Origin of the sequence: Plantactinospora sp. B6F1 (genome assembly GCF_040120695.1) — a bacterium.
GTDB lineage: Bacteria > Actinomycetota > Actinomycetes > Mycobacteriales > Micromonosporaceae > Plantactinospora.
Genome location: NZ_JBEEAC010000015.1, coordinates 42,619 through 55,662, shown reverse-complemented (window position 1 = coordinate 55,662; position 13,044 = coordinate 42,619). Strand labels below are relative to the sequence as shown.

General features: G+C 70.6%; 12 protein-coding genes. 4 read left to right on the top strand and 8 right to left on the bottom strand.

Annotation, left to right across the window (positions count from 1 at the left end):
• Positions 1-5: 5 nt before the first annotated feature.
• The 3 genes from ABNF97_RS19840 to hrcA form a co-directional block, all read right to left on the bottom strand.
• Positions 6-749, bottom strand: coding sequence for a 16S rRNA (uracil(1498)-N(3))-methyltransferase (locus ABNF97_RS19840; RefSeq protein WP_130461053.1), 744 nt, complete (start codon positions 747-749; stop codon positions 6-8).
• Positions 750-800: 51 nt separating this feature from the next.
• On the bottom strand, positions 801-1,937 hold the full coding sequence (gene dnaJ / locus ABNF97_RS19835; protein ID WP_207230702.1) for a molecular chaperone DnaJ: 1,137 nt from the start codon (positions 1,935-1,937) through the stop codon (positions 801-803).
• Between the two features lie 66 nt (positions 1,938-2,003).
• Positions 2,004-3,026 (bottom strand): heat-inducible transcriptional repressor HrcA, encoded by a 1,023-nt coding sequence (gene hrcA / locus ABNF97_RS19830; protein ID WP_130461055.1) that lies wholly within the window; start codon positions 3,024-3,026, stop codon positions 2,004-2,006.
• 281 nt (positions 3,027-3,307) lie between these two features.
• Here hrcA and ABNF97_RS19825 point away from each other — a divergent pair, with 281 nt between their 5' ends.
• Positions 3,308-4,024 carry a DUF4870 domain-containing protein gene (locus tag ABNF97_RS19825; RefSeq protein WP_349339385.1) on the top strand — a complete coding sequence of 239 codons (717 nt, stop codon included), beginning with the start codon at positions 3,308-3,310 and terminating at the stop codon, positions 4,022-4,024.
• 103 nt (positions 4,025-4,127) lie between these two features.
• Here ABNF97_RS19825 and hemW read toward each other — a convergent pair whose 3' ends face one another.
• Complete coding sequence (gene hemW, locus ABNF97_RS19820; RefSeq protein WP_130461056.1) at positions 4,128-5,351, bottom strand: radical SAM family heme chaperone HemW; 1,224 nt, start codon at positions 5,349-5,351, stop codon at positions 4,128-4,130.
• Positions 5,352-5,369: 18 nt separating this feature from the next.
• Here hemW and ABNF97_RS19815 point away from each other — a divergent pair, with 18 nt between their 5' ends.
• The 3 genes from ABNF97_RS19815 to ABNF97_RS19805 all read left to right on the top strand — a co-directional run bounded on the left by ABNF97_RS19815 (position 5,370) and on the right by ABNF97_RS19805 (position 8,359).
• Positions 5,370-6,155 carry an enoyl-CoA hydratase family protein gene (locus tag ABNF97_RS19815; protein WP_130461057.1) on the top strand — a complete coding sequence of 262 codons (786 nt, stop codon included), beginning with the start codon at positions 5,370-5,372 and terminating at the stop codon, positions 6,153-6,155.
• Positions 6,156-6,309: 154 nt separating this feature from the next.
• On the top strand, positions 6,310-7,170 hold the full coding sequence (locus tag ABNF97_RS19810; RefSeq protein ID WP_165436613.1) for a hypothetical protein: 861 nt from the start codon (positions 6,310-6,312) through the stop codon (positions 7,168-7,170).
• 286 nt (positions 7,171-7,456) lie between these two features.
• A complete protein-coding gene (locus ABNF97_RS19805) occupies positions 7,457-8,359 on the top strand; it encodes a phytanoyl-CoA dioxygenase family protein (protein ID WP_130461058.1) in 903 nt (300 codons plus the stop codon).
• Positions 8,360-8,781: 422 nt separating this feature from the next.
• On the opposite strand, the gene ABNF97_RS19800 is transcribed toward ABNF97_RS19805, so the two are convergent.
• The 4 genes from ABNF97_RS19800 to lepA form a co-directional block, all read right to left on the bottom strand.
• The gene (locus tag ABNF97_RS19800) at positions 8,782-9,585 is read right to left on the bottom strand and encodes a hypothetical protein (RefSeq protein WP_130461059.1); all 804 of its coding nucleotides are present in this window, start codon (positions 9,583-9,585) and stop codon (positions 8,782-8,784) included.
• Positions 9,586-9,871: 286 nt separating this feature from the next.
• Positions 9,872-10,159, bottom strand: a complete 288-nt coding sequence (locus ABNF97_RS19795) for a GlsB/YeaQ/YmgE family stress response membrane protein (RefSeq protein ID WP_130461060.1) — start codon at positions 10,157-10,159, stop codon at positions 9,872-9,874.
• Positions 10,160-10,236: 77 nt separating this feature from the next.
• A complete protein-coding gene (locus ABNF97_RS19790; RefSeq protein WP_349339384.1) occupies positions 10,237-10,641 on the bottom strand; it encodes an NUDIX domain-containing protein in 405 nt (134 codons plus the stop codon).
• A gap of 221 nt (positions 10,642-10,862) precedes the next feature.
• Complete coding sequence (gene lepA, locus ABNF97_RS19785; protein WP_349339383.1) at positions 10,863-12,740, bottom strand: translation elongation factor 4; 1,878 nt, start codon at positions 12,738-12,740, stop codon at positions 10,863-10,865.
• Between the last annotated feature and the right edge of the window lie 304 nt (positions 12,741-13,044).

The window sequence follows — 13,044 nt, the reverse complement described above, 5'->3', positions numbered from 1 at the left end:
GTCGGTCACCAGCGGCCGAGCCGGGTGGAGAGGACGGCGAGGGCCGCGACGCCGGCGGTGGAGGTACGCAACACCTCGGGTCCGAGCCGGACCGGCACGGCGCCGGCCGAGGTCAACGCCGCCAGCTCGTTCGGCGACACGCCGCCCTCGGGACCGACCACCAGCACGATGTCACCGGTCGCGGGCAGTTCGGCGGTGCCGAGCCGGGCCGCCGCCGCCTCGTGCAGCACGAAACCGGCCGCCGCGTCGGCGACCCGCCGGGCCACCGCCCGGAGCGACTCGTCCGGCGCCCGCGCCGACCCGGCGATTGTCGGCAGCCAGGGCCGGCGGGCCTGCTTGGCCGCCTCGCGGGCGGTCGCCACCCAGCGGTCGCGGGCGCGGGCGCCCCGGTCACCGCGCCACTGCGCCACCGAGCGCTCGGCCGCCCAGGGCACGATCTCGTCCACCCCGACCTCGGTCATCGCCTGCACCGCCAGCTCGCCCCGGTCGCCCTTGGCGATGCCCTGCACCACGACCAGGCGCGGGTCGGGCGGGTCGACGTACCACCGGGAGGTGACCGAGGCGGTCAGGGTGCCCCGGCCGACGGCGGTGACCACGGCGGTGAGGGTGCCGCCGCGCCCGTCGGCGAGCAGCAGCTCCGCACCGGTACGCAGCCGCTGCACGGTCGCGGCGTGGTGCCCCTCCGGACCGTCCAGCGTGACGGAGTCGTCCGACGGCAGCGACTCGACCAGGAACAGCGGCGCGCTCACGGCGTGCAGGTTAGCGGGTCGCGGTGTCGAGGCCGGCGGGTGGCGCGCCCGTCAGGCGTGGCCGTTGAAGGCGTCCCGCATCCGGGAGAAGAAGCCGCCCTGCTTGGTCAACTCGGCGACCTCCTCGCCCCGGGTCTTGGCGAACTCGCGCAGCATCCGCTCCTGCTCGGCGTCGAGCTTGGTCGGGGTACGCACGTCGAGGTGCACGTAGAGGTCACCCCGGCCGGTGCCGCGCAGATGTGGCACGCCCCGAGCCCGCAACCGCAGCGTCGAGCCCGGCTGGGTGCCCGGCTTGACGTCGACCGGCTCCTCGCTGTCCAGCGTCTTGATGGTCAGCCGGGTGCCGAGCGCGGCGGCGGTCATCGGCACGGTGACCCGGCAGTGCAGGTCGTCTCCTTTGCGGGAGTAGACGTCGTGCGGCCGCTCGTGGATCTCGACGTAGAGGTCGCCGGCCGTACCGCCGCCGGGGCCGACCTCGCCCTGCTGGGCCAGGCGGATCCGCATGCCGTCCTCGACCCCGGCCGGGATCTTGACGGTCAGCGAGCGGCGGGTACGCACCCGACCGTCCCCGGCGCAGGTCGGGCAGGGGTGCGGGATGACCGTGCCGTACCCCTGGCAGACGGTGCACGGCCGGGACGAGACGACCTGGCCGAGGAAGGTGCGCTGCACCGACTGCACCTCGCCCCGCCCGCCGCACGCCTCGCAGGTGGTGAGATGGGTGCCGGGCGCCGTGCCGGCCCCCGTGCAGGTGGTGCAGAGCACGGCGGTGTCCACCGCGATCGGCGCCTCCACCCCGAAGGCCGTCTCGGGCAGGTCGAGCTCGAGCCGCAGGATGGCGTCGGCACCCGGCCGGGTACGCGGACGCGGTCCTCGGGAGCCGCCCGCGGCACCGAAGAACGCGTCCATGATGTCCTGGAAGCCGACGAAGGGACCGCCCGCACCACCCGGGCCGCCTCCGGGGGCGCCGCCGGGAGCCAGCGGATCGCCACCGAGGTCGACGATCTGCCGCTTCTGGTCGTCCGAGAGGACCTCGTACGCGGCGTTGATGTCCTTGAACTTCTCGTGTGCCTCCGGATCCGAATTCACGTCCGGGTGGTACTGGCGCGCCAACCTTCGGTAGGCACGCTTGATGTCGTCGTCGGAGGCGTCCCGGCTGACGCCGAGAATCCCGTAGTAGTCCTTGGCCACTGCGTTCCGTGTCCTCATGTCTGTCTCGCGTTACCGTCCGCCGGTCGTCAGGGATGGGTTTGGTGGTCAGTTCTGCGCCAGCACGTCGCCGACGTAGCGTGCCACGGCCCGCACCGTGGCGATGGTGCCCGGGTAATCCATCCGGGTGGGGCCCAACACGCCGAGTCCGCCGACGATGGTCGTCCCCGGACCGTATCCGGTGCTGACCACCGAGGTGGCCCGCAGATTGTCGATCTCGTTCTCGTCGCCGATGCGCACCTGGAGGGTGTTCGGCTCCACCTCGCCGATCAGCTTGAGCAGGATGACCTCCTCCTCGAGCGCCTCGAGGATCGGTCGCAGCGAACCCTGGAAGTCGAGCAGCCCGCCACGGGTAAGGTTGGCGGTGCCGGCCAGCGCGATCCGCTCCTCGTGCCGCTCCACCAGGGTCTCCAGCAGCACGGTGGCGAGCGTGGTCATCGCCGGGCCGAGCCCGGGAGACACCTCGTCGACCAGCGCCTGGACCAGGGGTGGGGTCTCGGCCAGCTTCTTGCCGCCGAGCCGCTCGTTGATCAGCCGGCGCAGGTCGGTCACGTCGTCGGCGGTGATCGGGGTGGGAAGTTCGACCAGGCGCTGCTCCACCCGACCGGTGTCGGCGATCATGACCAGCATCAGCCGGGTGGTGGAGATCGGCACCAGCTCCAGGTGCCGGACGGAGGAGCGGGCCAGACTCGGGTACTGCACCACGGCCACCTGCCGGGTGAGCTGCGCGAGCAGCCGAACCGTACGGTGCACCACGTCGTCGAGGTCGACCGCGCCGACCAGGAAGCGTTCGATCGCCCGGCGCTCGGCCGGGGTGAGTGGCTTGACCCGGGAGAGCCGGTCCACGAAGAGCCGGTAACCCCGGTCGGTGGGCACCCGGCCGGCGCTGGTGTGCGGCTGCCGGATGTAGCCCTCCTCCTCCAGCACGGCCATGTCGTTGCGGACGGTCGCCGGGGAGACCCCCAACTGGTGCCGCTCGACCAGGGCCTTGCTCCCGACCGGTTCCTGGGTGGCGACGTAGTCCTCCACGATCGCGCGCAGCACGTCGAGCTTGCGGTCGTCGAGACCCATCCTCACCTCCCTGCGACGTCCCGGCCCCGGCCGCGCGGAACGACCGGAGCGACCACGACGGTCGGGCGCCAGGTCGCCCTGGCACTCGACTGTAGCGAGTGCCAGTCTACGACCAAGGCCTACCCGGCGCGATGATCGTTTGGAAGGGCTATCCGAAGCCGGACAACCGGCTTGCCAGCACACCCTACCCCGGTGGGCCTAGCAGGTACGGTCGGCCATTGTCCAGATTCAATTCGGGGGGCGGCTGGCGCCGGTTGAGCCGGAGTCCTACCGTGACCTCCATGACTGAACCGCCTCGCCCTCCCGGAGAATACGGCGGTCCGCCCCAGGACCCGACCGCCCCGATGAACCCGGGTCAATACCCGACGCCAGGCGAGGGATACCCCCCGCCGGCGGCGCCCCAGTACGGCGCGCCCGGCACGCCCCCGCCGACCTCCGGCGGCGGCACCTACCCGACCTCCGGCGGCGGGACATACCCGACGTCGGGTGGCGGGACGTACCCGACCTCCGGTGGCGGGACATACCCGACCTCCGGTGGCGGCTATCCCCCGCCCGGCGGCTATCCCCCGCCGGGTGGTTATCCACCCCCCGGTGGCTACCCGCCCCCCGGCGGCCAGCCCCCGGGCGGCTACCCGCCGGGCAACCCCTACGGCGCCCCGGCGCCCTCGGGCTACGCCAACAGCGACGAGAAGACCTGGGCCCTGATCGCCCACTTCGGCGGGATCGCGGTGGGCTTCATCGCCTCGCTCGTCGCGCTGCTGGCCAAGGGGAACGAGTCGCCGACCGTGCGCGCGCACGCGGTCGAGGCGCTCAACTTCCAGATCACCTGGGGCATCATCTCGATCGTCTCGCTCATCGTCGGGACCTGCACCCTGGTGCTGTTCTTCCTGCCGCTGATCGCCTGGCTGGTGGTGGTGATCTTCTCGATCATCGCCGGCATGAAGGCCAACGAGGGCGTGCTGTACCAGTACCCGATGTCCATCCGCATGATCAAGTAGCACCGACCGAAACCCCCGATGGCCCGCGCCGGATCCGGCGCGGGCCATCGTGCTGTCGGGACCGCTCCTTGCACGCCACGGTGCCGCGACGCGGCGTACCGGGTCAGGGCAGCAGGTCCCGGACCACCGCGTCGGCCAGCAGCCGCCCCCGCAGGGTGAGCACCGCCCGGCCCGCGTCGTACGCCGCACCGTCCAGCAGTCCCGTCTCGCGGGCCCGGGCCGCACCCGACCGCCCGGCGTCGTCGAGCGTCGCCAACGGCAGCCCGGCGGCGAGGCGGAGCCGGAGCAGCACCTCCTCCGCCTGCCGCTCCCGCGCCGACAGCACCTCCCGGGCCTGCCCCGGTGACTGCCCGGCGGCCAGCCGGGCCGCGTAACTCGACGGGTGCTTGACGTTCCACCAGCGGACCCCGCCGACGTGGCTGTGCGCGCCGGGGCCGAGGCCCCACCAGTCGCCGCCGGTCCAGTAGAGCAGGTTGTGCCGGCAGGCAGCGGCCGGCGTCCGGGCCCAGTTCGAGACCTCGTACCAGGAAAAGCCGGCCTCGTGCAGCGCGGCCTCGGCGGCCAGGTAGCGGTCCGCGGCCACGTCGTCGTCGGGGTACGCCAACTCCCCGCGCCGCATCCGGCCGGCCAGCCGGGTGCCGTCCTCCACTATCAGGGCGTACGCGCTGACGTGGTCGACCCCGGCGGCCAGCACCGCCTGAAGCGACGCCGCGAAGTCCTCCGCCCGCTCCCCCGGCGTCCCGTAGATCAGGTCCAGGTTGACGTGCGCGAATCCTGCCTCCCGAGCCTCCCGCGCGGCCTCGGTCGCCCGGCCGGCGGTGTGCCGGCGGTCGAGGATCGCCAGCACCGGCGGGGCGGCCGACTGCATGCCCAGGGAGATCCGGGTGTAGCCGGCGACCCGCAGCGCCGCCAGCGACTGCGGGGTCACCGACTCCGGGTTGGCCTCGGTGCTGACCTCGGCGTCGGCGGCCAGCCCCCAGGTCCGGTCGATGCCGTCCAGGATCCGGGCCAAATCGTCCGGAGGGAGCAGGGTGGGCGTACCACCACCGACGAAGACGGTGTCGACCCGGGCCGGCGGCCGGTCGGCCAGCACCCGGGCGGCCAGGCGCAGCTCGGCGAGCACCTGGTCGGCGTAGCCGTCCCGGCCCGCCGTCCCGCCGAGTTCCGTCGCGGTGTACGTGTTGAAGTCGCAGTAGCCGCAGCGGCTGGCACAGAACGGCACGTGTACGTAGACACCGAAGCCACGGCCACCCACCGTGGCCAGGGCGGCGTCGGGCAGCGCCCCGTCGACGGGTACGGGCTCGCCCGCTGGGAGCACTCCAGGCATGCGACTAGTGTGCCGCCCATGACCTCAGCTTCCGATCCGCTCGTCCGGGTCTCTACCACGCACGGAGTGACGACTCTCACCCTGGACAGCCCGCAGAACCGCAACGCGCTCTCCACCGCCCTGCTCCGGCAACTGCTCGACGCGCTGGGCGCGGCGGCGGCGGACGACGAGGTCCGGGTGGTGGTGCTCTCACACACCGGGCCGGTCTTCAGCTCCGGCGCCGACCTGAAGGAGACCGCGGCGGCGTACCGCGAGGGCACCGTGCCGGTGGCGATGCTAGGTGACGTGCTCGCGGCGATCTGGGAGTGCCCGAAGCCGGTGGTGGCCCGGATCGGCGGCCCGGCCCGGGCCGGTGGACTCGGCCTGATCGCCGCGGCCGACGTCGCGATCTGCACCCAGGAGGCGACCTTCGCGTTCACCGAGGTACGGCTCGGGGTGATTCCGGCGGTGATCTCGGCGACCGTGCTGCCCCGGCTGCAACCTCGGGCCGCCGCAGAGCTCTATCTGACCGGGGACACCTTCGACGGTCGTCGGGCGGCCGAGATCGGCCTGGTCACCACGGTTACCTCGGCCGAGGCGCTGGACGAGACCGTCGCCTCGTACTGCCTGGCGCTGGTCCGGGGCGCGCCCGGCGCGCTGGCCGGGGCGAAGGAGCTGCTCCGGCGCGGCCCGGCGGAGAGCTTCCGGGCCGACCTGGCGGAACTGCGCGACCTGTCGGTGCGGTACTTCCACTCCGAGGAGGGGCGGGAGGGCGTGACGGCGTTCGGCGAGAAACGGCCCGCCCGATGGGTACCCGGAAGCTGACTCCGGGCGGCCGGCAGCAAGGACGCGGCCACCCTCGGCCGGTCGATCCGGCGGACGAACCCGGTTCGGCACCAGCACCGGCACCGGCACCGGCCGTGATCGACTCAGGATTTTGGGCTGTCGAAGTAGGCTGTGTCCGGCTATCAGACAGGGGGTGGCGGTGCAGACTCGGGCAGCGGTGGCGGCGGGCGTGGCGCTCGCGGCGGTTGCCAGTTTCGGCGTCTACCTGGGAGCCCGCGAGATGGGGCACACCCTGCCAATCCCCAGCGCCGCGCCGGGCTGCGTGGTCGAGGCGGACGGCCGGGTCACGTTGAACGCCGAGCAGATGGCGAACGCCGCGACCATCGCCGCGGTGGGTGTCCGGCACAGGATGCCGGAGCGGGCCGTGGTGGTGGCGCTGGCAACGGCGTTCCAGGAGTCCCGGCTGCGCAACCTGGCCGGCGGTGACCGGGACTCGGTCGGACTCTTCCAGCAGCGGCCGAGTCAGGGCTGGGGCACGCCGGAGCAGATCCGGGATCCGCGCTACGCCGCGACCAGGTTCTACAAGGCGCTCAAGAGGGTCCGCGGCTGGGAACAGATGGAGGTCACGGTCGCGGCGCAGCGGGTGCAGCGGTCGGCCTTCCCCCGGGCCTACCAGCAGTGGGCCGACGAGTCCGAGGTGCTGACCCGGGCTCTGCTGGGCAACGCCACCGGCGCGGTCGCCTGCACGGTCGGCCGGGAGCCGGCGATGCGCGGGAGCGCGGCGGCGGCTGCGCTGACCGCCGGGCTGAAGCTGGACTGGGGCCGACTGGAGACGTCGGTGCCGGCCGAGGTGACCGGTCTGGCCGTACCGACGACGGATCAGCAGGTGGGCTGGCGCTACGCGCACTGGCTGGTGTCGCACGCCGACGACCACGGAGTGAAGATGGTGCGCTTCGGCGACCTGCAGTGGACGGCGGCCGGCGGCACCTGGGCTCCGGTCAGGGGCGCGCAGCCGACCCCGCACCAGGTGCTCGCCGAGGTCTTCGCCGACTGATTCCGCCCGGCTCCGGTGGTTCGGGCGTCGCCGACCGGCCGGCGATTTCGTTGCTCCATTCGGACGTCGATAACTGGCAGTGATTGCACAAACGGGCAGACAGGTTCAAATATCCCCACTATTCGGCACTTTTATTGCGTTCCGTCAAGGTCTGGCTGCCCTGCGTACCCCCAGATGCCCGGCGCCGCGCGCCCGGCCGAGCGCCCGAATGCGGACCTTGCAGGGGGAGCTACGATCGGCAGCCTGTGTGCTCAGAAAGAGTTTCACCCTATGGGGAGGGGACGCGGTGTTCGACTACGGCGGCCGCACTGGCTACGAGCCGATCAGTGACACGGATCGCAAGGAGTTCCACGAGCAGGGCTTCCTGTTGCTCCGCAACGTCCTGACCGAGGACCACCGCGCGGCCTTGGAGGCGGCGGTCGACCGGGTCTACGCCGAGGAGAAGGCGAAGGGCAACACCACCAAGGACGGCACCCTGCACCTGCTGGGCTTCCTGGAGCGGGACGAGCTCTTCGGAGAGCTGCTCACCCACCCGATCGCGTTCCCCTACATGTGGGGCCTCGCCGGGTGGAACATCTACACCCACCACAACCACCTGGACGTCACGCCGCCGGCACTGGAGCCGGAGAAGCCGTACTGGGGCTGGCACCAGGACGGCTACCGGCAGAACTCGGACCCGGAGACGATGGATCCGAACCTGCCCCGGCCGATGTTCTCGCTCAAGGTCGCCTACGTACTCTCCGACCTGTCGGAGAAGGGCCGCGGAGCCACCAAGGTCATCCCGGGCAGCCACCTGTGGAACTCGCTGCCGCGCCCGGCCGACCTGACGGTGCACAACCCGGACCCCGAGGGCACCGTCGAGATCACTGCCAACCCCGGCGACGCCTTCATCTTCGACCGCCGCCAGTGGCACTCCCGGTCCACGAACCTCTCCACCATCACCCGGAAGATGCTGTTCGTGGGGTACACCTACCGCTGGATCCGGCCGCTGGACGAGCTGCACCCGGACAAGAACGGCGAGTGGTACAAGAACCGGACCCCCGTGCAGCGCCAGCTGCTCGGCGAGGGGACGCACACCGCAAACTACTGGGGCATCAACTGGAACGGGTACGTCGACGACGAGATCCCGCTGCGCAAGGAGCTGAAGGAGCGCGGTCTGCTCGACCGCAGCATCCCCTGGCTGCGCTGACCCTCTCGACCCGAGAGTGCGGCCCCGCCGGTCCCGTCGGATCGGCGGGGCCGCTTTCCTTCGGGCCGGTCGAAGGTGCCGGACATCCGCGACGGACGGCCTTCCGCCGTCCTGTCCACGGACGGGTCGCGTCGACGGACGCCAATAACCGTGGGTAATTCCTCGGTGTGATGGCAGTTTTACCAATGCCCTGCGGAAGTGGCCCGGAACAGCGGGGGGCGACGCCGGACGGTCCAACCGTCGAAGGCGACGGAACCGTCACACCATTGAACCTTTTTCCACCTGAACCGCGCGGCGCTCACACACCGCGTCCGACCTTGCGCTCCGACGGACCGCAAGGGGAGGTTGAAAAAGGTTCATTCATGCTCGGCCCCGCACCGGTCCACCGTTCGGTGGAGCTGGAACAGCCGCGTTCGGTGGAGTTAGAACAGCCGACCGGACATCCGGTAGACGTCCACCAGTAGCGCCCAGAACTCGTTGTTCAGCGGCTGGCCCTCGCCGTCGGTCAGCCGGTGCGCCGGACACTTCATGGTCGGGCTGTCCAGCTCGACGCCGCGCGGCGGGACGCTGCCGAACCGGATCTTGCGCTGCCCCTCCGGACCGACGGCCCGGAACTTGTCCGGCCCGATCCGGAAGGCGCCCCGGACGATGTCCGCGACCGTGAACTTCGGGTGCTGGATCTCGGTCGGGTCGCCCGTCAACTGCCGCATCCGGGCCATCTCCTGCTGGTCGTGCAGGACGGAGAGGCTGGCCAGCATGGAGGTGCTGCTCCGCAGCGTGCGCTCCAACTCCGCACCGGACAGCCCCAGAACCTCCCGGCCGTAGGTCAGGGCGGACTCCAGACAGATCAACGCCTCCAGCATGGCGAGGCTGATGTTGCGCTTGAACTTGTGTCGCAGCGAAGCCGCCAACTCGTCGCTGCCGGCACCGGGGCCGGGCACCAGTTGGTCCTCCCAGACGACCGCCTCGCGGTTCGCGGCCACCACCGCCAGGGCGCGCTCCAGGACCGGGGTCGGCCGCGCGAACATGCCGTCGACCAGGTCGCGAAAAAGCTGGTCGAGCCTTTGCAGATTGTCGACGAGATCGCGGCCCGGCGAGGTACGGCGCAATTCCGTCAGCGCATCGGAATCACGCAACGCCTGGAACCACTCTTCGACCAGGGGGGTGTACGCCTCAAGGTACAGCGTGACCTTGGGATGCCGATCCGAAAGCTGTAGAGGTGACACCCTGACGCTTTCTGGGAGAGAGTCCGTAGACACTTACAGAGCGTAACATGGAGAGATCATTTGAGCAAATGTGAATGAATGCTCGGAACTATAGGTGGTGCCGGCTAGTAGATCACCGCAGTCGATCGTACGGCCGTGGTGAATTTAGCGGTCTTCGGCAGTCGGCGCCAGACCGGTACCGCCCCGGGTTCCCCGATAGCTGGGGAAGGTGTTCGCGACCCCGAACGCCAGCAGGGGCGCCAGCCGAGTCGGCCGGCGCCCCTTGGTTCTGACGGGAGCGGGTTGCTCAGTACCGGCTGACTCGCCGACGGCGACCGACCCCGGCCACCAGGGCCACTGCCACGGCGGCCAGTACGACCTGGATCAGCAACTCCGTCCAGTCGATGCCGGGCGTCGCGGTCGCGATGCCCGCGGCCCGAGCGATGACCGTGCCCAGCAGCGCGGCGCCGACACCGATCAGCATGGTCAGCCAGATCGGCATGTCCTGGCGGCCTGGCACGACCAGACGACCGAGGGCGCCGATGACAAGACCGACGATGAGCGCGGTGATAATACCCCAGACGGTGAGTTCCACGGCCGTCCTCCTTCGGATGCGTCACACGTTGTTGTGGTGACAGCTAGATTCCCGAAGGCTGAAAAACTCAAACCGACCTAGCCGCCCAGACGTCGCGCCGCGTCCCGAATCGCCGCGTCCATCGTGGCGAAGGCCAGCGGGGGTGGATTCACCAGGGAAAACCAGCTCAGCTCGGCAGACTCGGCCGGGTCGAGCACGATCCGCGGGTCGTCCAGGGTGGCCAGAAAGAAGTTGTCGAGGACCGGAAGAACCTCGTCCTGGAACTCGTAGCTGCCGATGTACATGCCGAGATGGTCACCAAGAGTGATCGAGATCCCGAGTTCCTCACGTGCCTCCCGTACCGCTGCCTCGGCCGGGTGCTCCCAGCCGTCGCAGAACCCGCCCGGCGTCTCCCACCGGCCGATCATCGGTTCCGCCGCCCGACGCAGGGCCAGGAAGCGCAGGTCGGCAAGGTCCGGCCCCGGCACGGCAGTTGCCCGCACGGTACCGGCCTGACCCGCCGGAACCCCCGGCACGACACCAGCCGGGGCGGAGGCGGACGGACCGACGGACGGACCGCGGTCGAGGATGACGAGGCCGACGGTCGGGCGGGCGTTGACGAAGAGCTGGTAACGGCACCGGGTGCAGGTGGTCGGGGCAGGGCCGGGCAGGGCCGCCGCGCACCGGGGGCAGAAGGACGCGCCGGGGCCGTACCCCCGGGGGATCACTTCTTGCCGCTGCCCTTGCCGTCGCCGGAGTCGGTGGAGAGTGCGGCGATGAAGGCCTCCTGCGGCACCTCGACCCGGCCCACCATCTTCATCCGCTTCTTCCCCTCCTTCTGCTTCTCCAGCAGCTTGCGCTTCCGGCTGATGTCACCGCCGTAGCACTTGGCCAGCACGTCCTTGCGGATCGCCCGGATCGTCTCCCGGGCGATCACCCGGTTGCCGATCGCCGCTTGGATCGGCACCTCGAACTGCTGCCGGGGAATCAACTTCTGCAGCTTCGACGCGATCGAGACGCCGTAGTTGTACGCCTTGTCCTTGTGCACGATCGCGCTGAAGGCGTCCACCGGCTCGCCGTTGAGCAGGATGTCGACCTTGACCAGGTCGGAGCGCTGCTCGTCGGTGGGCTCGTAGTCCAGCGAGGCGTAGCCCTTGGTACGGCTCTTGAGCTGGTCGAAGAAGTCGAAGATGATCTCGGCGAGCGGCAGCGTGTAGCGCAGCTCGACCCGGTCGGCGGAGAGATAGTCCATCCCCTGCAACGAGCCGCGCCGCCCCTGGCAGAGCTCCATAACCGCGCCGACGTAGTCGTTGGGGGTCAGTACGGTGGCCCGGACCACCGGCTCGTAAACCTCGGCGATCTTGCCAGTGGGGTACTCGCTCGGGTTGGTGACCGTGACCTCGCTGTCGTCTTCCATGACAACCCGGTAGACCACGTTGGGTGCCGTCGAGATCAGGTCGAGGTTGAACTCGCGTTCCAGCCGCTCGCCGATGATCTCCAGGTGCAGCAGGCCGAGGAAGCCGCAGCGGAAGCCGAAGCCGAGCGCGGCCGAGGTCTCCGGCTCGTAGTTGAGTGCCGCGTCGTTGAGCTTCAGCTTGTCGAGCGCGTCCCGCAGCGCCGGATAGTCCGACCCGTCGATCGGGTACAGACCCGAGTAGACCATCGGCTTCGGGTCCTTGTAGCCGCCGAGCGGCTCGCCCGCCGGCCGGGCGTTGATGGTGACGGTGTCACCGACCCGGGACTGCCGGACGTCCTTCACGCCGGTGATCAGGTAGCCCACCTCGCCGACCCCGAGCGCGCCGGCCTTCTGCATCTCCGGGGAGATCACACCGAGTTCCAGCAGTTCGTGCACGGCACCGGTGGACATCATCTTGATCTTGTCGCGCGCCTCGATCCGCCCGTCGATCACCCGGACGTACGTCACCACGCCCCGGTACACGTCGTAGACGGAGTCGAAGATCATGGCCCGGGCCGGGTTGTCCGCCTCGCCGACCGGCGGGGTGAACTGCCGGACGATCTCGTCGAGCAGGTACGGCACCCCCTCGCCGGTCTTGCCGGAGACCCGGATGCAGTCGCTCGGATCCCCGCCGATCAGGTGCGCCAACTCCTCGGCGTACTTGTCCGGCTGGGCGGCCGGCAGATCGATCTTGTTGAGTACGGGGATGATGTGCAGGTCGTTCTCGAGCGCCAGGTAGAGGTTCGCCAGGGTCTGCGCCTCGATCCCCTGGGCGGCGTCGACGAGCAGGATCGCCCCCTCGCAGGCGGCGAGCGACCGGGACACCTCGTAGGTGAAGTCCACGTGGCCAGGCGTGTCGATCATGTTCAGCACGGCCTCTTCGCCCTGCTGGTCGCCCTCTCGCACGGTCCACGGCATGCGGACCGCCTGGCTCTTGATCGTGATGCCACGCTCCCGCTCGATGTCCATCCGGTCGAGGTACTGGGCGCGCATCTGCCGGGGGTCGACCACGCCGGTGAGCTGCAACATCCGGTCGGCCAGCGTCGACTTGCCGTGGTCGATGTGGGCGATGATGCAGAAGTTCCTGATGCGGCCGGGGTCGGTGGCACCAGGGGAGTTCGCGCCGGAGTCGGGCGTCGGTGGCACGGCGATCCGTTCTGCTTGGCTGACGACAATGAGCTTTCTATGTTCCCATGCCGCCCGGGAGCACCCGGCCGAGGCCGCCGGATCACCGCCGCGAGTTCCGTCACCCCGCCCGGGCGTCACACCCGGACCGGCGTCCCGGAGGCGCCGCCGGCCGCGCCGTCTCCCGCCCCGCCGTCCCCGGCGACCCCGCCTCCGGCTGCCCAGGTGGCCCCGCCTCCGGCAGCCCACACGGCGTCGCCTCCGGTGCTCAGGCTCGACCCCGCCTCCGGTGGCCCCGCCTCCTGCAGCCCACACGGCGTCGCCT